This is a genomic window from Pseudomonas sp. C7.1, assembly GCF_056312395.1.
Window position 1 is genome coordinate 3,616,238 of sequence record NZ_JBWDTL010000003.1, and the last position, 23,271, is coordinate 3,639,508.

The 23,271-nt window shown below is 60.8% G+C and carries 25 protein-coding genes; 11 read left to right on the forward strand and 14 right to left on the reverse strand.

What is annotated here, in order from left to right:
- Nucleotides 1-11: 11 nt before the first annotated feature.
- The 3 genes from AC0T4W_RS20240 to AC0T4W_RS20250 form a co-directional block, all read right to left on the reverse strand.
- Complete coding sequence (locus AC0T4W_RS20240; RefSeq protein ID WP_476322074.1) at nt 12-641, reverse strand: thiol:disulfide interchange protein DsbA/DsbL; 630 nt, start codon at nt 639-641, stop codon at nt 12-14.
- A 153-nt stretch (nt 642-794) separates the two neighbouring features.
- Nucleotides 795-1,400 (reverse strand): c-type cytochrome, encoded by a 606-nt coding sequence (locus tag AC0T4W_RS20245; protein ID WP_476322076.1) that lies wholly within the window; start codon nt 1,398-1,400, stop codon nt 795-797.
- Between the two features lie 46 nt (nt 1,401-1,446).
- On the reverse strand, nt 1,447-1,737 hold the full coding sequence (locus AC0T4W_RS20250) for a c-type cytochrome (RefSeq protein ID WP_476322078.1): 291 nt from the start codon (nt 1,735-1,737) through the stop codon (nt 1,447-1,449).
- Nucleotides 1,738-1,984: 247 nt separating this feature from the next.
- On the opposite strand from AC0T4W_RS20250, the gene yihA reads away from it, so the two are divergent.
- Nucleotides 1,985-2,638, forward strand: a complete 654-nt coding sequence (yihA, locus tag AC0T4W_RS20255) for a ribosome biogenesis GTP-binding protein YihA/YsxC (RefSeq protein ID WP_476322080.1) — start codon at nt 1,985-1,987, stop codon at nt 2,636-2,638.
- 293 nt (nt 2,639-2,931) lie between these two features.
- On the opposite strand, the gene polA is transcribed toward yihA, so the two are convergent.
- Nucleotides 2,932-5,772: a DNA polymerase I gene (polA, locus tag AC0T4W_RS20260; RefSeq protein ID WP_476322082.1), complete on the reverse strand. Its 2,841-nt coding sequence runs from the start codon at nt 5,770-5,772 to the stop codon at nt 2,932-2,934.
- A 74-nt stretch (nt 5,773-5,846) separates the two neighbouring features.
- Between polA and AC0T4W_RS20265 the strand changes: the two genes are divergently transcribed.
- Nucleotides 5,847-6,131, forward strand: a complete 285-nt coding sequence (locus tag AC0T4W_RS20265; RefSeq protein WP_275959918.1) for a DUF2782 domain-containing protein — start codon at nt 5,847-5,849, stop codon at nt 6,129-6,131.
- Nucleotides 6,132-6,146: 15 nt separating this feature from the next.
- Entirely contained in the window at nt 6,147-7,097 is a 951-nt protein-coding gene (locus AC0T4W_RS20270; RefSeq protein WP_476322084.1) for a homoserine kinase, read from the forward strand.
- Between the two features lie 97 nt (nt 7,098-7,194).
- Here the strand turns inward: AC0T4W_RS20270 and znuA are convergent, their stop codons facing one another.
- Nucleotides 7,195-8,187 (reverse strand): zinc ABC transporter substrate-binding protein ZnuA, encoded by a 993-nt coding sequence (znuA, locus tag AC0T4W_RS20275; protein WP_476322086.1) that lies wholly within the window; start codon nt 8,185-8,187, stop codon nt 7,195-7,197.
- Nucleotides 8,188-8,253: 66 nt separating this feature from the next.
- Between znuA and AC0T4W_RS20280 the strand changes: the two genes are divergently transcribed.
- From AC0T4W_RS20280 to AC0T4W_RS20310, 7 genes are all read left to right on the forward strand, one after another.
- Nucleotides 8,254-8,739 (forward strand): Fur family transcriptional regulator, encoded by a 486-nt coding sequence (locus AC0T4W_RS20280; protein WP_476322088.1) that lies wholly within the window; start codon nt 8,254-8,256, stop codon nt 8,737-8,739.
- On the forward strand, nt 8,736-9,542 hold the full coding sequence (gene znuC / locus AC0T4W_RS20285; RefSeq protein ID WP_476322090.1) for a zinc ABC transporter ATP-binding protein ZnuC: 807 nt from the start codon (nt 8,736-8,738) through the stop codon (nt 9,540-9,542). Before AC0T4W_RS20280 ends, znuC begins: the two co-directional genes overlap by 4 nt.
- The gene (znuB, locus tag AC0T4W_RS20290) at nt 9,535-10,323 is read left to right on the forward strand and encodes a zinc ABC transporter permease subunit ZnuB (RefSeq protein WP_476322092.1); all 789 of its coding nucleotides are present in this window, start codon (nt 9,535-9,537) and stop codon (nt 10,321-10,323) included. Before znuC ends, znuB begins: the two co-directional genes overlap by 8 nt.
- Nucleotides 10,324-10,601: 278 nt before the next feature.
- A complete protein-coding gene (locus tag AC0T4W_RS20295; protein WP_476322095.1) occupies nt 10,602-11,456 on the forward strand; it encodes a PA5502 family lipoprotein in 855 nt (284 codons plus the stop codon).
- A gap of 200 nt (nt 11,457-11,656) precedes the next feature.
- Entirely contained in the window at nt 11,657-12,664 is a 1,008-nt protein-coding gene (locus AC0T4W_RS20300; RefSeq protein WP_476322098.1) for a methionine ABC transporter ATP-binding protein, read from the forward strand.
- Nucleotides 12,664-13,341 carry a methionine ABC transporter permease gene (locus AC0T4W_RS20305; protein WP_411178192.1) on the forward strand — a complete coding sequence of 226 codons (678 nt, stop codon included), beginning with the start codon at nt 12,664-12,666 and terminating at the stop codon, nt 13,339-13,341. The genes AC0T4W_RS20300 and AC0T4W_RS20305 overlap by 1 nt, the downstream gene beginning before the upstream one ends.
- Before the next feature lie 124 nt (nt 13,342-13,465).
- Nucleotides 13,466-14,236, forward strand: a complete 771-nt coding sequence (locus AC0T4W_RS20310; RefSeq protein ID WP_476322102.1) for a MetQ/NlpA family ABC transporter substrate-binding protein — start codon at nt 13,466-13,468, stop codon at nt 14,234-14,236.
- A 191-nt stretch (nt 14,237-14,427) separates the two neighbouring features.
- Here AC0T4W_RS20310 and AC0T4W_RS20315 read toward each other — a convergent pair whose 3' ends face one another.
- The 5 genes from AC0T4W_RS20315 to AC0T4W_RS20335 form a co-directional block, all read right to left on the reverse strand.
- Complete coding sequence (locus AC0T4W_RS20315) at nt 14,428-15,063, reverse strand: SCO family protein (protein ID WP_476322104.1); 636 nt, start codon at nt 15,061-15,063, stop codon at nt 14,428-14,430.
- A gap of 160 nt (nt 15,064-15,223) precedes the next feature.
- Nucleotides 15,224-16,117 (reverse strand): heme o synthase, encoded by an 894-nt coding sequence (gene cyoE, locus AC0T4W_RS20320; protein WP_476322107.1) that lies wholly within the window; start codon nt 16,115-16,117, stop codon nt 15,224-15,226.
- A gap of 24 nt (nt 16,118-16,141) precedes the next feature.
- Complete coding sequence (locus AC0T4W_RS20325; protein WP_476322110.1) at nt 16,142-17,182, reverse strand: COX15/CtaA family protein; 1,041 nt, start codon at nt 17,180-17,182, stop codon at nt 16,142-16,144.
- A gap of 74 nt (nt 17,183-17,256) precedes the next feature.
- Nucleotides 17,257-17,853 (reverse strand): hypothetical protein, encoded by a 597-nt coding sequence (locus AC0T4W_RS20330; protein WP_476322112.1) that lies wholly within the window; start codon nt 17,851-17,853, stop codon nt 17,257-17,259.
- A complete protein-coding gene (locus AC0T4W_RS20335) occupies nt 17,828-18,562 on the reverse strand; it encodes an SURF1 family protein (RefSeq protein WP_476322115.1) in 735 nt (244 codons plus the stop codon). Before AC0T4W_RS20335 ends, AC0T4W_RS20330 begins: the two co-directional genes overlap by 26 nt.
- 88 nt (nt 18,563-18,650) lie before the next feature.
- On the opposite strand from AC0T4W_RS20335, the gene AC0T4W_RS20340 reads away from it, so the two are divergent.
- Nucleotides 18,651-18,854: a twin transmembrane helix small protein gene (locus tag AC0T4W_RS20340; protein WP_476322118.1), complete on the forward strand. Its 204-nt coding sequence runs from the start codon at nt 18,651-18,653 to the stop codon at nt 18,852-18,854.
- Between the two features lie 6 nt (nt 18,855-18,860).
- Here the strand turns inward: AC0T4W_RS20340 and AC0T4W_RS20345 are convergent, their stop codons facing one another.
- From AC0T4W_RS20345 to coxB, 4 genes are read right to left on the reverse strand one after another with little or no spacing between them, the layout of a single operon-like run.
- Nucleotides 18,861-19,757 carry a cytochrome c oxidase subunit 3 gene (locus tag AC0T4W_RS20345; protein WP_476322121.1) on the reverse strand — a complete coding sequence of 299 codons (897 nt, stop codon included), beginning with the start codon at nt 19,755-19,757 and terminating at the stop codon, nt 18,861-18,863.
- Between the two features lie 12 nt (nt 19,758-19,769).
- Entirely contained in the window at nt 19,770-20,336 is a 567-nt protein-coding gene (locus AC0T4W_RS20350; protein ID WP_476322124.1) for a cytochrome c oxidase assembly protein, read from the reverse strand.
- Nucleotides 20,337-20,347: 11 nt separating this feature from the next.
- On the reverse strand, nt 20,348-21,952 hold the full coding sequence (ctaD, locus tag AC0T4W_RS20355; protein ID WP_476322127.1) for a cytochrome c oxidase subunit I: 1,605 nt from the start codon (nt 21,950-21,952) through the stop codon (nt 20,348-20,350).
- 4 nt (nt 21,953-21,956) lie between these two features.
- Nucleotides 21,957-23,081 (reverse strand): cytochrome c oxidase subunit II, encoded by a 1,125-nt coding sequence (gene coxB, locus AC0T4W_RS20360; RefSeq protein ID WP_476322130.1) that lies wholly within the window; start codon nt 23,079-23,081, stop codon nt 21,957-21,959.
- Between the last annotated feature and the right edge of the window lie 190 nt (nt 23,082-23,271).

The window sequence follows — 23,271 nt, forward strand, 5'->3', positions numbered from 1 at the left end:
GCGCACGCCGATTACTGCGCGGCGCGTTCTTTGGCGATCAGGTGATCAGCTACTTGCAGTGCTTGTTGCGGACCGCCCGAGCTGCTGATGTCGAAACGGTATTTGCCATTGACGATCATCACCGGCACGCCAGTGATCTGGTAAGCCATGGCCAGTTTCTTGGCTTTTTCCAGCTGACTCTTTACGCCGAAGGAGTTGTAGGTCTTGAGGAAGGCGTCCTTGTCGATACCTTCGGCCGCCAGGAAGTCGGCCATCTCTTCTGGGGTCGCGAGCTTCTTGCCCTGCACATGGATAGCGTCGAACACTGCAGCATGCACCTTGTGCTCGGCTTTCATCGCCTCAAGGGTGATAAATAGCTGGCCGTGGACGTTCCACATGCCGCCGAACATGGCTGGGATGCGCACAAAGTTGACATCGCTCGGCAGGGTATCGATCCACGGATTGATGGTTTCTTCAAACTGGTAGCAATGGCCACAGCCGTACCAGAACAGCTCCACCACTTCGATCTTGCCGGGCTTGGCAACCGCAACCGGGTTGTTCAGCTCAACATACTGCTTGCCCGCTTCAATCGGCTCGGCATGAGCGCTCAGGCCAAACAGGCTGGCGGTGACGAGAGTGGCACTGAGGATGAGGTTACGCATGCGTTACTCCTTGGCTATAGACGGTGCGTGATGACGAACCGAAGTTCGACCCGCGAAGCAAACTGGGGTTCCGTGCATTGTAGCGATGGCCACAACGAAAAAGGGTGGCCTGAGCCACCCTATTTTATTACGACATGTCGCGGTGTTAACCGATCAATGCAGACCCTGGATAAAGCTGGAGACCGCTTCGATATCCTTGTTGCTCAGCTTGGCGGCGATGGAACGCATGATCATGCTGTCGCCGTCATTGGTGCGGTTGCCTTCGCGGAAGTCAGTCAGCTGCTTGGCAATGTAGGTTGCGTGCTGGCCACCTAACTGCGGGTAACCAGCAGCATCCAAGCCAGCGCCGTTCGGCGAATGGCAGCCGATGCAGGCAGGCATGCCTTCAGCCAGTTTGCCGCCACGGAACAACTCGCCGCCACGCTCAAGCAGTTTCGGGTCGGCGGCGCCAACGCTCATCTGCTGACTGGCGTAGTAGGCCGATATATCCTCCAGATCTTGGTCGCTCATGTTATCCAGCAAGCCGGTCATTTCCACAATAGGACGTGCGCCAGACTTGATGTCATTTAGCTGCTTGAGCAAGTAACGCTCGCCTTGACCAGCCAGTTTCGGGAAGTTCGGCGCAGCGCTATTACCATCGGCAGCATGGCAAGCACCACACACAACAACCTTACCCTGACCGGTTTCAGCATTGCCTGCGGCATGTGCCAGACCGGTGATGCCCAGGGTCAACAGCAGACTCACGATTACTTTGTTCATCAGCTAATCCAATTTGCGGCTAAGAGAAAGAGTTTATAAGCCGGGCTTACTCGGTCATCAACTTGATGACCGCTTGGTAATCCTCGGCCGTGCAATCCATGCACAATCCGCGTGGCGGCATAGCGTTCAAGCCATTGGTAACGCTCAGTACCAGTGCATCCATGCCCTTGGCCAGGCGTGGCTCCCAGGCAGCTTTGTCGCCTTTCAGCGGCGCAGTCGGGATCGCCCCGTTATGACACACCCCACAAGACCGCGCGTAGACGGCTTCTGGGTCCTGCGCAGCCTGAGCACTTAACGACAGCATCAATACACTGGCTGCAATCAGCAAGTTTTTCATCAGATCAACCTCATCAGGGAGGGGAACGTACTGCTTTCTGTGGGCAGATGATCTAAATCGTTCCCGTGAACACTTATCCAACAGCGGTAGAAAGCGCACACAAAATCTGCGCCATTATATACTGGCGTCATTGAAACTGAAACGACGCAGCTTGCCGCACTACGCACCAACAAGCAGGCTGCGCGCAAATGTCGCAAGGGCATCGCGCCTGTAACGCCACCCTACGCTCGCCCTCACGGATACCCAGATGCAAGCCAAGAACCCCATTATCGGTCTGTGCCAACAGGCTACTTTCTTTATCAGCGCGGCCAAAGTTGACCAGTGCCCGGAAGATTTCGGCCATGAAGTGGCCTTTGCCGGGCGCTCCAACGCCGGTAAATCCAGCGCGCTGAACACCCTGACCCACGCCAGCCTGGCACGTACCTCGAAGACGCCAGGGCGCACTCAGCTGCTCAACTTCTTCAAACTCGACGAAGAGCGCCGCCTGGTCGACCTGCCGGGTTATGGCTACGCCAAGGTGCCGATCCCGCTGAAACTGCATTGGCAAAAACACCTGGAAGCCTACCTCGGCAGCCGTGAATGCCTGCGCGGGCTGATGTTGATGATGGATATCCGCAAGCCGCTGACCGAGTTCGATATCCTCATGCTCGATTGGTCCGCCGCCAGCGAAATGCCCATGCACATCCTGCTGACCAAGGCCGACAAGCTGGCTTTTGGTGCGGCGAAAACCACTTTGCTCAAGGTGCGCCAGGACATTCACCAGCGTTGGGGCGACCGCGTGAGCATCCAGCTGTTCTCCGCACCCAAGCGCATTGGCATCGAAGATGCCCAGGAAGTACTCGCACAGTGGATGCAACTGGGCGAGTTTGCCCTGCCGGATGACGAAGAAACCGACGCCTGATGAGCGCGCTCGTTGGCTGGCAGTCATAAAAAAACCCCGAAACCTCTTATGGGGGAGGGAAGTTTCGGGGTTCAACATCTGAACCGCTAGGGCGGGGTCCAGAATCTGCCAACACTTAACACAACAAAGGAGCATCGAATGGTTGTCTAGGCCATTCACAAACTCTGAGTGGCCAAGCCAAAGCAAAGTTCAGGCTTGCTACGGAATTAATTAGTTATAAGCAGAACCTTATTGATACTCATGCGCCTTTAGCGCCCGCCGCCTGGGCGCTGCAGCGAGGCTGCTGACAACAATCAATGGGCTTCATCCCAGTTATCGCCTACTCCCACTTCCACCAGCAGCGGCACATCCAGCGCAGCGGCGTCACCCATCAGCGGCTTGATCTGCTCGCGCACCTGCTCGACAAGATCCTCGCGCACCTCAAGCACCAGCTCATCGTGCACCTGCAGGATGACTTTGGCATCCAGGCCGGATTCGCTCAACCAGTTGTCCACCGTGACCATGGCGCGCTTGATGATGTCCGCTGCGGAGCCCTGCATCGGCGCGTTGATCGCGGTGCGTTCTGCGCCTTTGCGCAGCGCCTGGTTCTTTGCGTGGATATCCGGCAGATACAGGCGACGGCCAAACAGGGTTTCCACATAGCCTTGCTCGGACGCCTGCTCGCGGGTGCGCTCCATATAGGCCAGCACGCCGGGATAGCGGGCGAAGTACACATCGATATACGCCTGCGCCTGCTTGCGGTCACAGCCGATCTGCTTGGCCAGGCCAAAGGCGCTCATGCCGTAGATCAGACCGAAGTTAATCGCCTTGGCGCTGCGGCGCTGATCACCTGTGACCTCATCCAGCGGTACACCAAACACCTCGGCGGCCGTGGCTTTGTGCACATCGCGGCCGTGGCGGAAGGCATCCAGCAGGCTTTCGTCCTTGGCCAGATGGGCCATGATGCGCAGCTCGATCTGCGAATAGTCCGCCGCCAGCAGCTTGTAGCCCTTCGGCGCGACAAAGGCCTGGCGAATACGCCGGCCTTCGGCGGTGCGGATCGGGATGTTCTGCAAATTCGGGTCGGTGGACGACAAACGCCCGGTAGCGGCCACGGCCTGGTGATAGCTGGTGTGGATGCGTCCGGTGCGCGGGTTGATCTGCTCCGGCAGGCGGTCGGTGTAGGTGCTCTTGAGCTTGCTCAGGGTACGGTACTGCATCAGTACCTTGGGCAATTCGAAGTCCTGCTCGGCCAGTTCGGCGAGCACCGCTTCAGCCGTTGAGGCCTGACCCTTGGCGGTTTTACTGATCACCGGCAGGCCGAGTTTCTCGTAAAGAATCACGCCGAGCTGCTTGGGCGAAGCCAGATTGAATTCCTCCCCAGCAATCTCGAAGGCCTGACGCTCCAGGGCCACCAGTTTCTCACCCAGCTCGTTGCTTTGCAGGCCGAGCAAGTTGGCATCCACCAGCGCGCCCTGGCGCTCAATGCGCGCCAGCACCGGCACCAGCGGCATTTCGATTTCCTGCAGCACCTTAGCCAGGCTCGGTTCAGCCGACAGCTTGGCCCACAGGTGTTGATGCAAGCGCAGGGTTACGTCGGCATCTTCGGCGGCATAGGGCGCGGCCTGGGCCAGGTCGATCTGGTCGAAGGTCAGCTGCTTGGCGCCTTTGCCGGCGATGTCCTCGAAGCGGATATTGCTGTGGTCCAGGTACTTGAGCGCCAGGCTGTCCATATCGTGGCGGGTCGCGGTGGCATCCAACACATAGGATTCGAGCATGGTGTCAAAGGCCACACCCTGCACATGGATCGGCGTCGAGGCATTGGCGAGGATATTGATGTCGTACTTGGCGTGCTGACCGACCTTGGCTTTGTTCGGGTCTTCGAGAATCGGCTTTAGCGCCTTGAGCACCGTATCGCGATCAAGCTGAGTCGGCACGCCCATATAGGAGTGCGCGACCGGGATATAGGCCGCTTCGCCCGCTTTGACCGCAAAGGACAGGCCGACTAACTGGGCCTTTTGTGCGTCCAGGCCAGTGGTTTCAGTGTCGAAGGCGATTAGCTCGGCGTTGCGCAGCTTCTCCAGCCATTTGTCGAACTCTGCCTGATCGAGAATGCACAGGTAATCGCCCAGAGCCGCCGCCGTGGGCTGCTCAGTAGCTGGCGCTTCGACTGTCGGCGCTTCAACGGCCTGTGCAGCGGCAGCATTAGCACTGGGGGCCAAGGCAAATAGATCATCGCCAGGCGCTGCGACAGAAGCCTTCGCCACCGGGGCTGGATTGCTGCGCAGCAGTTCATCGCGCCAGGTTTTGAATTCCAGCTCGGCGTACAGCTCGACCAGTGCAGCTACGTCCATCTCGCCCGGGTGCAGCGACTCGATGGCGATATTCAGCGGCACATCCAGTTTGATGGTCGCCAGGGCGTAGGACAGATACGCCATGTCCTTATGTTCGACGAGTTTGGCCGGCAGGGTCTTGGCGCCACGGATCGGCAGTTCCGGCACTTTATCGAGGTTGGCGTAGAGCACATCCAGGCCGCCACCGACCCCGACCAGCAGGCCCAACGCAGTCTTTTCGCCGACGCCCGGCACGCCAGGTATGTTGTCGACCTTGTCGCCCATCAGCGCCAGGTAATCGATGATCAGCTCAGGACCGACCCCGAATTTCGCTTTCACGCCATCGATGTCGTAGACGCTACCGGTCATGGTGTTGACCAGCGTAACGTGCGGGCAAACCAGCTGGGCCATGTCCTTGTCACCGGTGGAGATCACCACATCGCGCCCCTCGGCCGCGCATTGACGGGCCAGGGTGCCGATTACGTCATCGGCCTCAACGCCCTCGACGCACAGCAGCGGATAACCCATGGCTTTGACGCTGGCATGCAGCGGCTCGACCTGTACGCGCAGCTCATCAGGCATCGACGGACGATTAGCCTTGTAGTCAGCGAACATTTCGTCGCGAAAAGTCCCGCCCTTGGCGTCGAATACAACGGCAAACGGGCTTTTCGGGTACTGCTTGCGCAGGCTCTTAAGCATGTTCAGCACGCCCTTCACCGCACCGGTGGGCAAGCCCTTGGAGGTGGTCAGCGGCGGCAGCGCGTGGAAGGCACGGTAAAGGTAAGACGAACCGTCAACCAGAACGAGAGGGGCTTGGCTCATGAGCAGGATCAACCTTTTCGGCGGGGGCGGCGGTAGAATGGCCGCACCATTGGAATCAAAGGGACAAGGTTATCATGCGCGCACTCAATCGCCTGTTGCTCGCCAGCCTGCTGGCATTCACCACCCTGGTCGCCCACGCCGAAGACCCGGTTTCGGCCGACCCGGACGTAACCATTCGCCAGGACGGCGATAAGACCATCCATGAATACCGGGTCAACGGTTTTCTCTACGCGGTCAAGGTCATCCCCAAAGGCGGTAAACCGTACTTTCTGGTACGCGCCGATGGCAGCGATGGCAACTTCGTCCGTTCGGACAGCCCGGATATGTTGATTCCGGCCTGGGAAATTTTCAGCTGGTAAGAAGGCAGTTCTGTAATGTCGGTGTTTACCCCGCTTGAGCGCCACGAGCTCGAGGTGTTTCTCGCCCCCTATGGCCTGGGTCGTTTGCGCGACTTCCAGGGCATTGCTGCGGGCAGCGAGAACAGCAATTTCTTCGTCAGCCTGGAACAGGGCGAATTCGTTCTGACCCTGATCGAGCGCGGCCCAAGTGCCGACCTGCCGTTCTTTATCGAACTGCTCGACGTGCTGCACGACGCCGGCCTGCCGGTGCCGTACGCCCTGCGCACGGTCAGCGGCGAGGCGCTGCGCAGCCTGGCGCAAAAGCCGGCGCTGCTCCAGCCGCGCCTGGCCGGCAAGCATGTACACGAAGCCAATCCGCATCACTGCCAGGAAGTCGGCGCACTGCTGGCGCGCATCCACCTGGCCACGCACAATCAGCCGCTGCCGCGCAAGAGTGATCGGGGTCTGGATTGGATGCTCGCCGAAGGACCGAGCCTAGCCTTGCAGCTGCCCCCTGATCAGTTGCCCCTGCTACGCGACGCGCTGGCGGAAATCCACACACTCAAACCGCGCATCCTCGCCTTGTCGCAGGCCAACCTGCATGCCGATCTGTTCCGCGACAACGTACTGTTCGACGGCAACCACCTGGCCGGGGTGATCGACTTCTACAACGCCTGCTCGGGACCGATGCTCTATGACCTGGCGATTGCCCTGAACGACTGGTGCTCTTGTGCCGATGGCAGCCTGGACAGCAAACGCGCGCAAGCGCTGCTCGGCGCCTATGCCGGGCTGCGGCCATTTACGGCGGCAGAAGCCGAGCTATGGCCGGCCATGCTGCGCATCGCGTGTGTGCGCTTCTGGTTGTCACGCCTGATCGCCGCCGAGTCCTTCGCCGGGCAAGAAGTGCTGATCCATGACCCAGCGGAATTCCAACGACGCCTGGCGCAACGCCAGCAGGTCGATTTGGCGCTGCCATTTGCGTTCTAAAAAGTGCTGATGCGTAGGTTGGGCTAAGCGGAGCGAAGCCCAACAATCCCAAGAGCCCACTATCGCTGGGCTTTGCTGCTGCGCAGCTCAACCCGACCTACAGCGCCTCCAGACATCCAGCCAGCTCACCCGCCAGGTTTTCCAGCAAGGCCTCATAGCCGTTTGCATCCACCGGCAAAGCGCCGCCCATGGTGTCCAGCTCAGCCAGGGTGACCGGCAGGCCGGCGGTCAGGGTTTGCGCCAGGCGTGGGCGAAATGGCGGCTCACTGAAAACGCAGGTCGGCCCGGCGTGTTGCAGGCGCTCGCGCATGGCGGCGACATGCTGGGCGCCGGGCTGCACCTCGCCGAGCACGCTGAACACGCCGGCGTGTTTGAGGCCATAGGCGGCCTCGAAGTAGTCATACGCTTCGTGGAAAACGAAGTAGGGCTTGCCAGCCAGACCGTTCAGACGGGTTTTCAAACGTTGATCCAGCGCATCCAGACGCTGGCCGAACGCCTCGGTATTGGCCTGATAACGCGCGGCATTGGCCGGGTCGGCCTGCGCCAGATCGGCGGCGATCTTGCCAGCAATTACCCGGGCATTGGCCGGTAGTAACCAGAGATGGGCATCCAGGCTGCCGGGGCGGTGCGCATGGTCATGCTGGTCGGCGTCGGCGTCGGCGTCGGCGTCGGCGTCGGCGTCGGCGTCGGCGTCGGCGTGATCATCCTGATGCTCGGCGTGTTGCCCTTCGCTCTCGCCAAAATGACGCAGGGACATACCCGGCACATCCTGCACCGCCACGCTGGGTTTATCACGGCCAGCCAGCACGCGCGGCAGGAAGCTCTCCAGATCCGCGCCAATCCAATACAGCAGGTCGGCGTCACGCACGCGGCGAACATCGGAGGGGCGCAGCGCATAGTGGTGCGGCGAAGCGCCCGGCGGCAACAGCACATCGGGCTGGCCAACACCGTCCTGCACGGCAGCGGCAATCAGCTGCAGCGGCTTGATGCTGGTCAGCACGCGCAGCTGGGTTTGAGACTGGGCCTGGACCGCGAAACTCAGGGAAAAACTGATCAACAACAGGCCTAAAGCCGGAAAAAGACGCAACACGGGGAGCACTCAAGCGGGAAGGAACGGGTAATATAATAACGTCTCTTAACTTATTCGTCGTTGCCCATGACTCAAGCACCGCTGGCCTCACGCCCACACGACCATTCCCGCTGCGTCAGCCATGCCCTGGCCGAGGCGGAAAGCATCTGCACGCGCCAAGGGCTGCGCCTGACTACCTTGCGCAAACGCGTGCTGGAGCTGGTCTGGGCCAGCCACAAGCCGCTGGGCGCCTATGACATCCTCGGCGTATTAAGTGATGCAGACGGCCGCCGCGCCGCGCCGCCGACGGTATACCGAGCGCTGGATTTCCTCCTGGAAAACGGCCTGGTGCACCGCATCGCCTCCCTCAACGCCTTTGTCGGTTGTAGCCATCCGGAACACGCCCACCAGGGTCAGTTTCTGATCTGCCGAGGCTGCAATGCAGCCATCGAGTTGGAACAGGCAACGATCAGCGACGCCATTATCAACAGCGCGACCGATGTCGGCTTCGCCGTGGAAAGCCAGACAGTGGAAGTGGTCGGCCTCTGTGCAGGCTGCCAGGAGCCTGCATGAGCGACGCCCTGATCCGTCTCGCTGGAGTGGGCGTGACTTTCGCCGGGCAGAGCGTGCTGCAGGATGTGCAGCTGAGCGTAAAACCCGGCGAAATCGTCACCCTGATTGGCCCCAACGGCGCCGGCAAAACCACCCTGGTGCGCGCCGTACTTGGTCTGCTCAAGCCTGATACAGGCAGCGTCTGGCGCAAGCCCAAACTGCGCGTCGGCTATATGCCGCAGAAGCTGCATGTGGATGCCACCCTGCCGCTCTCGGTCCTGCGTTTTCTGCGCTTGGTGCCGGGCGTTACGCGCAGCGATGTGCAGGCAGCGCTGGCAGAAGTCGGCGCCGAACAGGTGATCGATAGCCCACTGCAAAGCATCTCTGGCGGCGAACTACAGCGCGTGCTGCTGGCCCGCGCCCTGCTGCGCAAGCCGGAACTGCTGGTGCTGGATGAGCCGGTGCAAGGCGTAGATGTTGCCGGCCAGGCCGAGCTGTATCGGCTGATCACCCAACTGCGCGACCGTCATGGTTGCGGCGTGCTGATGGTGTCCCACGACCTGCACCTGGTGATGAGCACCACCGACCAGGTGGTCTGCCTCAATCGCCATGTCTGCTGCTCCGGGCATCCGGAGCAGGTCAGTTTCGACCCGGCCTTTGTCGAGCTGTTCGGCGAGGACGCCAAGAGCCTGGCGATCTACACCCACCACCATGACCACGCTCACGACCTGCACGGCGCGGTGGTCAGCGAAGCCGCTGCCGGCCTGAGCATCAAAGGCCCAGTAAAACCGCATATCCACGGAGATGGCTGCAAGCATGGCTGATTTTCTGCTCAACGCCCTGCTCGCCGGCCTCGCCCTGGCGCTGGTTGCCGGCCCACTGGGCTCCTTTGTGGTGTGGCGGCGCATGGCCTATTTCGGCGATACCCTGTCACATGCAGCGCTGCTAGGCGTCGCCCTCGGTCTGATGCTCGACGTCAGCCCAACCCTCGCGGTAACCGTCGGCTGCGTGCTGCTGGCCGTGCTGCTGGTGACCCTACAAAGCCGCCAGCCGCTGGCTTCGGACACCCTGCTCGGCATCCTCGCCCACAGCACTTTGTCCCTGGGCCTGGTGGTGCTGAGCTTTATGCGGGATGTGCGCATCGACCTGATGGGTTACCTGTTCGGCGACTTGCTGGCCGTCGGCCCCACTGATCTGGCCTGGATCATCGGCGGCAGCGCGCTGGTGCTGGTGCTGCTGGCCCTGCTGTGGCGGCCGCTGCTGGCGATTACCGTGCATGAGGAACTGGCCAAGGTCGAAGGCCTGCCGGTGGCGGCGATTCGCCTGAGCCTGATGTTGTTGATCGCCGTGGTAATCGCCGTGGCGATGAAAATCGTCGGCGTGCTGCTGATCACCTCCCTGCTGATCATTCCCGCCGCTGCCGCCCAGCGCCATGCGCGCACCCCGGAACAGATGGCCTTCGGCGCCAGCCTGCTGGGCATCGTCGCGGTGTGCGGCGGGCTGAGCCTGTCCTGGTTTCAGGACACCCCGGCCGGGCCGTCCATCGTGGTCAGCGCAGCCACACTGTTTTTACTGAGTTTTGCCCTGCCACGGCGCACCGCCTGAAACCTGCGGTTAAACGGCTTCTCGTATGTGGGTTAGGCGCTTGTTACAAGCTAGATGGCCTGTGCGATTTGGCGTTGCGCCGTAACCCACCATCGGCGCAACACGGGAGATCGCCTGGTGGGTTACGCGAAGCGCCAAAGGGGCGGTGCCTGGAAGTACGGGGCATGGCGTTGCTAACCCACCCGGAGCCTGCCACGGCGCACAGCCTGAAAGATTGGTTGTGTCAGGCAGCGCAGTGTAAACTTGCGCGTTTTTTGCACAATTCGAGACGCGCAGTAATGAAAACGTCGGCTTTTCGTAATTTTTTGCCATTTCTGGTTCTGCTGCTCGCTGGCTGCCAAAGCGCACCGCCGCAGCCGGCCAACCTGCCGGTGGATGATCTGGTCAGCGCCTTTCGCCAGCTTGATCAAAGCCTTGCCAGCGGCGACCTGAGCAACGCTGAAAGCCAGCTCGGCAGCCTGCAGCAACGCGCTGCCGGTGATACGCGCCTTGAGCACTACCAGCGCCAGCTCGCCGAAGCCCATCTGCACCAAGGCCAGAAAGCCCTGCAGGCCGGCGATCTGGACAACGCCACCAAAGCCCTGAGCCGCGCTCGCAGCCTGATGCCGCAAGCACCGGCGCTGACCACCGGCCTGGATGGCGCCATCGCCCAAGCCCGCGAAGCCAAACTGGCCGCCGCCGAACAGCAGCGCCGTGCGACTGAACAGGCCGATGCCCGCGCCGAAGCCGCACGCCTGGAACAGGCGCGCCAGTTGCGTCTGGCTGCAGAACGTCAGGCCGCCGCGATTCAGGCCACTCAGCTGCCGAATACCCCGCCAGCCAAAGCGCCTGCACCGGCCAAACCGCAGGCTCGGCTGATCGACCCCGCCGCCTTCAGCAGCGTGATCGCCATGCCAATGCTGGATAACCTGGACAACGAGCGCCTGCGCAGCCTGCTCGACGGCGTTGCGGCGGATATGGTCGCGTTCAATTGCGCGGTGCGTATTGAAGTACGTCAGGCCAAGGATTTCCCCTGGGTCGCGTCCCTGCTCAATGCGCGGATCAAGCGCCTGGACCCGAGTTTCAGCCCGCGCATAAGCCAGGTGATCAAACCCGCTCAGGTGCCGCAGCTGGTGCTCAGCCCGCAGCGTTAAACGCGCGGCGCGGCGACCACGACCGGGCTTGCCCGGTCGTTTGCATTAGTGCTGGCTACACTGCCCAGAACAGCCAGACAGCTAATGCAATTTGGCTATAACCATAGGTCTACAAAGATTTTTGCGACCTAACCAGCGCCGGGTAGACTAGCCGCCGTTTCGGCCTACCCGGCAGCCCGAAAACCCAAAAGGTTTATCCCGTGATCAACTTTCACCAGGTCCACAAGGCGTATCGCGTCAGTGGTCAGGACATCCCCGCGTTGCAACCGAGCGATCTGCAGATTGCCCGGGGCGAAGTGTTCGGCATCATCGGTCACTCCGGCGCCGGCAAAAGCACCCTGCTGCGCCTGATCAACCGCCTGGAAGAGCCTTCCGGCGGACGCATCGAGATCGACGGTGAAGACGTCACTGCACTCGACGCCAATGGCCTGCGCCGCTTCCGTCAGCAGGTCGGGATGATCTTCCAGCACTTCAACCTGCTGTCATCCAAGACCGTCGCCGACAACGTCGCCCTGCCGCTGAAGCTTGCCGGTGAGTTGCCGCGCAGCGCGATCAATACCCGCGTCACCGAGTTACTGGCCCGCGTCGGCCTGCAGGACCACGCTAACAAGTACCCGGCGCAGCTCTCTGGCGGGCAGAAACAACGCGTCGGCATCGCCCGCGCCCTGGCCACCGAGCCGAAAATCCTACTGTGCGACGAGGCCACCAGCGCCCTCGACCCGCAAACCACCGCCTCGGTGTTGCAGCTTCTGGCCGAGATCAACCGCGAGCTGAACCTGACCATCGTGCTGATCACCCACGAGATGGATGTGATTCGCCGCGTCTGCGACCGCGTGGCGGTAATGGATGCCGGCGTGATCGTCGAGTCCGGCACTGTGGCCGAGGTGTTTCTGCACCCGCAGCACGCCACCACTAAACGCTTTGTGCAGGAAGCCGAGCAGATCGACGAGAACGAACAGCGCGATGACTTTGCCCACGTCGCCGGGCGCATCCTGCGCCTGACCTTCCAGGGCCAGGCCACCTATGCGCCGCTGCTGGGCACCGTGGCCCGCGAGACTGGGGTGGATTACAGCATCCTCGCCGGGCGCATCGACCGTATCAAGGACACCCCCTACGGCCAGTTGACCCTGGCCCTGACCGGCGGCGATCTGGACGCCGCGCTGGCGCGCTTTGAAGCCGCCGACGTGCATCTGGAGGTGCTGCGCTAATGGACGCCCTACTGACTCGTTTGTTACCCAACGTTGATTGGGCGGAAATCGGTTACGCCAGCCTGGACACCCTGAGCATGCTCGGCGGCTCCATGCTATTTACCGTGCTGCTCGGCCTGCCGTTGGGCGTGCTGCTATTCCTTACCAGCCCACGGCAAATGTTCGAACAGAAGGCCTTCTACGGCTTTCTCTCGCTGCTGGTAAATATCCTGCGTTCGGTGCCATTCGTGATCCTGCTGATCGTGATGATCCCTTTCACGGTGATCGTCACCGGCACCTCGCTGGGCGTCGCCGGCGCCATTCCGCCGCTGGTAGTCGGGGCCACGCCATTCTTCGCACGCCTGGTGGAAACCGCGCTGCGGGAAGTTGATCGCGGCATTATCGAGGCGACCCAGGCGATGGGGGCAACCACCCGGCAGATCGTGGTCAATGCGCTGCTACCCGAGGCGCTGCCCGGCATCATCGCGGCCATAACCGTGACCGCCATTACCCTAGTGTCCTACACCGCCATGAGCGGCCTGATCGGCGGCGGCGGCCTGGGTGATCTCGCGGTGCGTTATGGCTATCAGCGTTATCAACCGGACGTAATGGCGGTGACGGTGATCCTGCTGTTGGTGCTGGTACAGATTCTACAAACCGTCGGCGACAAGCTGGTGGTGCACTTCTCCAGAAAATAAGCATTTTTTGTAGGAGCCCGCTTGCTGGCGATTTTCAGCACAACAGATCGCTAGCAAGCTGACTCCTACCCTGACATATCGCGGCGACCCACCGCCTCAAACCAATCCCACAAGGAGCTTTACGATGAAAAAACTAATCGCTGCATTCGCTGCCCTGGCAGCCTTTTCTGCCCAGGCCGAAAGCCTGAGCGTCGCCGCCACTGCCGTACCGCACGCGGAAATCCTCGAATTTGTTAAGCCGGCTCTGGCCAAAGAAGGCGTTGAGCTGAACATCAAGGTCTTCACCGACTACGTGCAGCCGAACGTACAAGTTGCCGAACAGCGCCTGGATGCCAACTTCTTCCAGCACCAGCCTTACCTGGACGAATTCAACAAGAGCCGTGGCACCGAACTGGTGAGCGTTGCCGGCGTGCACGTCGAGCCTTTCGGCGCCTACTCCAGCCAGCACAAAGCTCTAGCCGACCTGCCGCAAGGCGCCAACGTGGTGATCCCGAATGACGCCACCAACGGCGGCCGCGCCCTGTTGCTGTTGCAGAAGGCCGGGCTTATCACCCTGAAGCCGGAAGCCGGGATCCTCGCCACGCCGAAAGACATCGTCGAGAATCCGAAAACCATCAAGGTGCGTGAGCTGGAAGCGGCTACTCTGCCGCGCGTGCTGACCCAGGTCGACCTGGCGCTGATCAACACCAACTACGCCCTGGAAGCCAAGCTCAACCCGACCAAGGATGCGCTGATCATCGAGGGCAACGACTCGCCGTACGTCAACATCCTGGTCGCGCGTGCCGACAACCAGGACAACGCCGCCCTGCAAAAGCTGGTCAAGGCCCTGAACAGCGCCGAAGTGAAGGCCTTCATCGCTGAGAAGTATCAAGGCGCCGTAGTCCCAGCATTCTAAGACGCCGCGTTAGCTGCACCCTCTGTCAAACCCCGCCCCGTGCGGGGTTTGTCGTTTAGGGGGCCTTGCACAGGCACTCAAGCAGGCAGTCCAGGGCCGGCCGCGCTGGGCGCGGAGCAAGGGTCAGGGTAAAGAAGTAGATCCCGCCTGAACGGTAGCTACCCGGTATTCGGTCATGCGTTGCCATCAAGTCAATTCACCGCATTGAGCAGACCAGGCAGTTGCGCGGCCAACTTGGCGTTGTTGATCGGCGCGCGAATAAAGCCGCGCTGCTTGCCATCTGGGCCTATCAGCACCAGGTTGCCGCTGTGGTCGACGGTGTAGTTTTCCTTGCTGGTGTCGGCCGGGATAAACGGAATGCTGACGCCGTTGGCGAGCTTCTGGATGGTCGCTTCTTCGCCGGTCAGGCCGATAAAGCCGGCGTCGAAATAATCCAGGTACTTCTTCAACTGCTCCGGCGTGTCGCGATTGGGGTCAACCGTGACCAGTACGATGCGAAGCTTGGCCAGGGTTTCCGGCGGCAGCTGGCCCTGCAGCTGCCGCAGCTGGGCGAGTGTAGCCGGGCAGATGTCCGGGCAGAAGGTGTAACCGAAGAACAGCAAGCTCCACTGATCCTTGAGCTGATCAACCGCCACCGTCTGGCCATCCTGATTGGTCAGGCTCAGTTCCGGTAGGCTGCGGCTCTGTGGCAGCAGAACGATGCCGGCATCGAGCAGCACGGTCGGGTCACCCTGGCCCTTGCTGCTCAATACCTTGTTGACGGTCAGGCCCAACACCAGGGCAACGATAGCAACGAGAACAAAAACGGTGATCTGGTTTCGGGTCATGGCACCAACGATTACAGGTTTAACAGCAGAGTCTGGTCATTTAGAAGCGTCGCGAGCGACGGTTATGCAAGGCGAAAACAGCCGAGGAAGCGCAGTGTACGAGTTGTACATGAGCATTCCGAGGCTGATTTCAACGCAGCAGAACCGAGCGCAGTAGCTTCTACATAATCAGATAGTGATCGACCAGCAGGGCGATAAAAAGCGCGAAAAGATACCAGATGCTGTATTTGAAGGTGTTGATCGCCGCATGCGGTTTGCTGTCACGGTACAGCACCACCGCCCAGTACAGGAAGCGCCCACCCAGCAGCACAGCGCAGGCGAGATAGAGCAGCCCGCTCATATGGATGGCATACGGCAGTAGGGTTACGGCGAACATCACCAAGGTGTACAGCAGGATATGTACCTTGGTGTAGTGCTCACCGTGGGTCACCGGCAGCATGGGGATATCGGCCTTGGCGTACTCCTCCTTGCGGTGGATGGCCAAGGCCCAGAAGTGTGGCGGCGTCCAAGCGAAGATGATCAGTACCAGCAGCAGCGGTTCGGCGCTGATATGCCCGGTCACGGCGACCCAGCCGAGCAGCGGCGGCGCGGCGCCTGCCAGGCCGCCGATAACGATATTCTGCGGTGTGGCGCGCTTGAGAAAACCGGTGTACAGCACCGCATAGCCCAGCAGTGACGCAAGGGTCAGCCAGGCCGCCAGCTCGTTGGTGAAGGTCAGTAGCAGCGCCATCCCGGCCACCGCCAACAGCAGGGCAAAACCCAGCGCGGCAGTGGGCGAGATACGCCCTGAGGTGACCGGACGCTTGAGGGTGCGCGCCATGATCGAGTCAATGCGCCGGTCCACCACATGGTTGACCGCCGCCGCCGCACCGGCGCACAGGCCAATGCCGAGGTTGCCGAAGATCAGAATCTGCCAGGAAACCCCCGCTCGGGTGGCGAGGAACATGCCAACCAGTGAGGTGATCAGCATCAGCACCACGACCTTGGGTTTGGTCAGTTCCAGGTAATCACGCCAGCCGGCGTGGGCTTGGTGTTCGCGCGCTAGAGTAGCCATAGGGTCTCTCCTCGATTGTTCTTGTTATTTGCCGGGCAGCGCGGCAAAACCAGCCTGCGCGCTTGTCACCGGGGATGCCAGCCGTACGCGGCTGCGCAGCCGATAATTGATCAGCACCAGGGTCAGCAGCAGAGCGGCTCCGCCGATGTTATGCGCCACCGCCACCAGCAGCGGCAGATGAAACACCACGTTGCTGATGCCCAGGCTGATCTGCACAGCCAGCGCCAGCACCAGCAACCCGGCCAAGCGCGCCAGACCATGACGCTTGAGTTGCCAGGCCAACAGCAGCAGCACCAGGGTTACCAGCAGCGCGCCAATGCGGTGGGTCATATGAATGGCGGTGCGCGCGTCGCTGTCGAGCTGACCACCGAGGTAGTTGGGGCCAATATGCTGGGTCAGGTGAAAGCCATTGGCGAAGTCCATCGCTGGCCACCATTCGCCATGACAGGTCGGCAGATCGACGCAGGCCACCGCCGCATAGTTACTGCTGACCCAGCCACCGAGGGCTATCTGCCCGATAACCAGTAGCAAACCAAGTGCCGCCAGGCTGCGCAGTCGTGCGGGAATATTGGCCAGAACAGCCGCTTTGCCGGACAAGCGCAGCGTCAGTAAAAACAGCAGGCTGAGGGTGACGAAACCGCCGAGCAGGTGCGCCGTAACCACTTGTGGCCAGAGTTTCAGGGTCACCGTCCACATGCCGAAGGCCGCCTGCAGGGTCACCAGAGCAAGTAAGAACAGCGGCAGTTTCAGCGGCTGATTAACCTCGCTTCGGCGGCGCCACGCCTGCACCGCCAGACCGAGAATCACCAGCCCCAGGGCACCGGCAAAATAGCGGTGGATCATCTCGTACCAGCCCTTGGCGACCTCGACCGGAGCGTCAGGGAAGCGCGCTTCGGCCAGGGTCTGTTTGTGCTCGCTCATCGGTACGCCGATAAAGCCGTAGCAGCCGGGCCAGTCCGGACAACCGAGGCCGGCGTGGGTCAAGCGGGTATAGGCACCGAGCAGCACCACCACGACCGCCAACGCAGTGGCGAACAGGGCAAAACGGTAACCGGGCTTAGCCATCAAGAAGCTCCTTATTGATTCGTAGGACGGGTGCAGCCCATCACCGCGCCGATGGGTTTCACCCATCCTACGAGTCAGCCGATCTGCGAGATTTTCAGCAGATGCCGCAGATCATTGAGAATCGCCTTGCCCTTGCTGGTGGCGTCATAGCGCAGCACCAGATTGCCGCGCGGGTCGATAATCCACAGCTGCGCGCCGGAGGCGGAGCCGGCGGTCTTGCCGTAGGCCTCCGGCTGCAGCTGATAGCGCGCCAGCTGCGGATATTCGCGGCGCAGCTGGGCGTCATAGTCGTCGGCGATGGGCTGGACAGACGCCAGGCCATGGGCCGCGCGACTCACATCACGGTTTAGACCGATATGTACCTGGCGGGCGAGGAATATCAGCTCCTTGCAGGCGGCATCGCAGACATCCGGCACGGTCACCAGCAACTGCCAGCGCTGCTCATCGGCACCGACCACGCCGAGGTCGGCGCGGGTTTGCCCGGTGCCGATCAGTTCGCCGTGGTAGCTGCGGGTTTCCGGCACCCAGAAGCGCCACTGATACATGGCGCTGGCGAGGATCATCGGGCCGATCACCACGGCCAGAATCAGGATCAGTTGTAGCCGCCCACGGCGACGCTGGCTGGGCGACACGTCAGGCAAGGCATCAGGCAGAGCGGTGGCTGGGTTCATGGCGAGTCTCCCGCGCGTTATTAGATAGGCCTAAATAGATAAACAGGCAGAGCAAGGCCGCCGCCAGGGCGAACCATTGCACGGCATAACCAAGGTGTTTGTCGGGGCTCATGGCGATCACCGGCCAATCGCTCTGAAAGGACGCGGGGCCCGGCTCGAGGCGCACCTCATAATTTAGGCCACCGCGCCCCAGTTGCTGCCACAGGGCCTCCGGTTTGACCTCGCTGACCAGCCGCGGCCAACCGGTAGTTGCTTGCGCACCCTGCAGTTGAAAGGCTTCACCCAGTGGCACATACACTGTGGCCTGCAGGCGCAGCGGCGTATCCGGGGTGGCGAAGGTTGGCGTAATGCGCCGGTCCGGCCAGGGCAGCCAGCCGCGATTGAGCAGCAGCCAGAGGCCGCTGGCCTGATCATAGAAAGGTTGCAGCACCTCTACGCCGACTTTGCCGTCGCGGGTACGGTTGTCCAGCAACAGGGTATGCCGCGCATCAAAGAAGCCTTGCAGCTGCACACGCTGGTAAGCCGGGTTGGATTGCTGCTCCAGCGCATCAATGCTGATCGGCGCAGCCAGTTGCTGGGCCTGATGTACGGCCAACAGTTCACGCTTTTCTTCGGCTCGCGCCAACTGCCAGAAGCCCAGAGCGATCAGGCAGGGAAACAACAACAGCACCAGTACGCTAGGCAGCCAGCCAGGACGGAAGGCGCTCATCGCGACCTCCCTAAAGCCCTGTACAAGCTGGCTATACTGCAGCTGAAGCACATTTCCCTTCCCCCGAAGTTCCGCTTGGGAGTCACGCATGCTCAAAGCCGCGATCGTCCTGTTACTACTGGCTACTCTGGTCAGCCTATTCAGTGGCCTGTTCTTTCTGGTCAAGCACGAAGGTAAAACCTCCCGGGTGGCCAACGCGCTGACTGTGCGCGTGAGCCTTACCGCCCTGACCGTTGCCCTTATTACCTGGGGCTTCTACAGCGGCCAACTGGTCTCGCACGTCACCTGGTAAGTTTCGTCAGATCACATAAACGAAGACGAACAGTCCAATCCACACCACATCAACAAAGTGCCAATACCAGGCTGCCGCCTCGAAACCGAAATGCTGCTCGGGGCTGAAATGCCCGCGAATAACCCGAATCAGCATAATGCTCAACATCAGTGCGCCCAGGGTTACGTGAGCGCCGTGAAAGCCGGTGAGCATAAAGAAGGTCGCGCCATAGATACCCGAGCCGAGGGTCAGGCCCAATTCGCTGTAGGCGTGGATATATTCCTCGACTTGCAGCACCAGAAAAGCGATGCCGAGAATCACCGTCAGCGCCAACCATAGAGTCAGCGGTTTGCGGTGGTTCTTACGCAGCGCGTGGTGGGCGAAGGTCAGGGTGAAGCTGGAAGTGACCAGCAAAATGGTGTTGATCAGCGGCAAGCCCCAAGCGCTGATCACACCGCTGGGGGCAGGAAATAGCTTGGGATCAGGGGTATTGAGCAGCGGCCAGGTGTATTCGAACCCCGGCCAGAGCATGTTGCTCACCCCTTTGTCGCCCTCACCGCCCAGCCAAGGGCCCGCCCAGGTACGCACGTAGAACAGTACGCCGAAAAACGCGGCGAAGAACATCACCTCGGAGAAGATAAACCAGCTCATGCCCCAGCGAAACGAGCGGTCCATCTGCGGGCTGTACATGCCGGAGCGGCTTTCCTTGATCACATTGCCGAACCAGCCGAACAGCATATAGGCGAGAAACAGGCCGCCGATAAAGAAGATCAGCGGGCCGTTGGAGTCGGCGCGATCAGCCTTCATATCATTGAACCAGGTGCCCACGCCGTACACCGAAAACAGCATGCCCAGGGTGGCGATGATCGGCCACTTGCTCTGGGCCGGGACGTAATAATTTTCGTGAGTTTCGTGACTCGACATTTATTGTTCTCCTTATGGAGTCGCCCGGATAAGGGTCGCTTGCGCCACCGCCGGTTTGCGCGCGGTGACATCAAACAAGGTGTAAGCCAGGGTCAGGTGGCGAACATCGGCCGGTAAGTCTCTATCGACGATAAAGCGCACTGGCATTTCGATGCGCTCACCGGGTTGCAGTACCTGCTGGGTAAAGCAGAAGCATTCGGTTTTGTGAAAGTAGGCAGCCGCCTTGGACGGCGCCACGCTAGGGATAGCCTGAGCGGTCATCGGTTTGTCCGTGGGGTTGTAGGCCACATAGACCATCTCGGTGCTCTGGCCGGGATGGACCGTCAGCTCATCGGCCAGCGGGCGAAATTCCCAGACCATCTCGGCTGAGTTGGTGGCAAGAAACTGCACCCGCACCTGACGCGATTCATCCGTACTTTGCAGCCCCGCCTCATAGGCACCGGCGGTTTTACCGTTGATGCCGAAGGCCTGGCACATCACGTCATAGATCGGCACCAGAGCGAAGCCGAAGCCAAACATGCCAACCACCACCAGTAGCAGGCGGATAACCAGGCGGCGGGTCGACAGGGCTTCGCTCATCGGTCGGCTCCCTATTTCACGTCAGGTGGCGTGGTGAAGGTGTGATACGGGGCGGGTGAAGGCACCGTCCACTCCAACCCCTCAGCCCCATCCCAGGGTTTGGCCGGGGCCGGTTTGCCACCACGGATGCACTTGATGACGATAAACAAGAACAGCAACTGGGTGGCGCCGAACATAAAGGCGCCGATGCTCGACACCATATTGAAGTTGGCGAACATCATGTTGTAGTCCGGGATACGCCGTGGCATGCCGGCCAGGCCGACAAAGTGCATCGGGAAAAACGCCAGGTTCATGCCGATGAAACTCATCCAGAAATGCAGCTTACCGAGGGTTTCGTCGTACATATGCCCGGTCCACTTCGGCAGCCAGTAGTAGGCCGAGGCGAAGATGCCGAAGATCGCCCCAGGCACCAGCACGTAGTGGAAGTGCGCCACCACGAAGTAGGTGTCGTGGTACTGGAAGTCCGCCGGGGCGATGGCCAGCATCAGCCCGGAGAAACCGCCGATGGTGAACAAGATGACGAAGGCCACGGAGAACAACATCGGCGTTTCGAAGGTCATCGAACCGCGCCACATGGTGCTGGCCCAGTTGAACACCTTCACCCCGGTTGGCACGGCGATCAGCATGGTGGCGTACATAAAGAACAGCTCACCGGTCAGCGGAATGCCGACGGTGAACATATGGTGCGCCCAGACGATAAACGACAGAAAGGCGATGGACGCCGTGGCATAAACCATCGAGGTGTAGCCGAACAATGGCTTACGCGCGAAGGCCGGGATGATCGCACTGACCGCGCCGAATGCCGGCAGGATCATGATGTACACCTCGGGGTGGCCGAAGAACCAGAACACATGCTGGAACAACACCGGATCACCGCCACCGGCGGCACTGAAGAAGCTGGTGCCAAAGTGGATGTCCATCAGCATCATGGTCACGCAACCGGCCAGTACCGGCATGACCGCGATCAGCAGAAAAGCCGTGATCAGCCAGGTCCAGACGAACAGCGGCATCTTCATCAGGGTCATGCCGGGGGCGCGCAGGTTGAGGATGGTGGCGACCACGTTGATCGCCCCCATGATCGAGCTGATGCCCATCAGGTGCACGGCGAAGATAAAGAAGGTCACCGATTCTGGCGCATAGGTCGTCGACAGCGGCGCATAGAAGGTCCAGCCGAAGTTGGGTCCGCCGCCCTCCATAAACAATGTGCTGATCAACATGCCGAACGCCGCTGGCAACAGCCAGAAGCTGAAGTTGTTCATCCGCGGCAGAGCCATATCCGGCGCGCCGACCATCAGCGGAATCATCCAGTTGGCGAGACCGACAAAAGCCGGCATCACCGCACCGAAGACCATGATCAGGCCGTGCATGGTGGTCATCTGGTTGAAGAATTCCGGCTGCACAATCTGCAGGCCCGGCTGGAACAGTTCGGCGCGGATCACCATGGCCATACTGCCGCCCAGCAGGAACATGGCAAAGCTGAACCACAGGTACATGGTGCCGATGTCTTTGTGGTTGGTGGTCAACACCCAGCGCATAAGGCCTTTGGCCGGGCCGTGATGATGGTCATGTCCGGCATGACCGTGGCCAGCGTGGCCCGGATCGATCACTGCACTCATGTCCTTACTCCTGAGCCTGTTTGAACGCGAGGATGTCTTTCGGCGTGACCATATCGCCTACCGCATTGCCCCAGGCATTGCGTTCGTAGGTGATGATCGCGGCGATATCGACTTCCGAGAGTTGCTTGCCAAAGGCGGCCATCGAGGTGCCCGGCTTGCCGTTGACCACGATATCGATATGCCCTTTGGCCTCTCCCTTGGCGATGGCCGAGCCTTTCAGCGCCGGGAACATCGGCGGCAGGCCTTCACCATTGGCCTGGTGGCAGGCTACACAGGCGGTGTTGTAGGCCTTCTCGCCACGCACCATCAGCTCGTCCATGGTCCACTCTTTGCTGGTCAGCTCTTTCTCGGCGGCAGCCAGTTGCTTGCGCTCGGCCAGCCAGGCGGCGTAGTCCTCTTTCGACTTGGCTTCGACCACCACGGGCATAAAACCGTGGTCCTTGCCGCACAGCTCGGTGCACTGGCCACGGTAGATGCCGGGCTCGTCGATGCGCGTCCAGGATTCGTTGATAAAGCCGGGGATGGCGTCTTTCTTCACCGCCAGGGCCGGTACCCACCAGGAGTGGATTACATCGGCGGCGGTGATCAGAAAGCGCACTTTGGTGCCAACCGGCACCACCAGCGGCTCGTCCACCTCAAGCAGGTAGTGCTCACCCTTGGTGGCTTTGTTGTTGATCTGATCCTTGGGCGTGGTCAGGCTGCTGAAGAACTCGACGTCCTCACCCAGGTATTTGTAATGCCACTTCCACTGGTAACCGGTGATCTGGATATCCAGCTCCGACTCGCTGGAGTCGTATATCTCGATCAGGGTCTTGGTCGCCGGTATCGCCATCAGCACCAGAATCACCAACGGCACGACCGTCCAGAGGATCTCGACCGTAGTGCTTTCATGAAAATGCGCCGGCTGCTGGCCGGTGGAGCGACGGTGAACGAGCATCGACCAGAACATCGCGCCGAACACGATCACGCCGATCACGACGCAGATCCAGAAGATGGTCATGTGCAAATCAAATACTGAGCGGCTGACCTCGGTGGCACCCGGCGTCATATTGACGCCCCAGCTGGCGTGTGCCGAGCTGAATACCAACCACAACAGGAGGCCCATCCAGACTCGTGGATGTCGCATCATTGCGGGTTCCCCTTAATTGTTCTTGTTATCCCGCCGAATCGTTCAGTGGCTCAGCCTTCGCACATCTTCACGGTGGAAAATGTCTGCGAGAGCTGTCCATGCCACAGCCGATTCGGAGCTATCAGGTACTGCCTTTCGAGTTCGAGTATAGACACGGACTTGCACCTGGCAATGCGAAAGCCGAAATGAG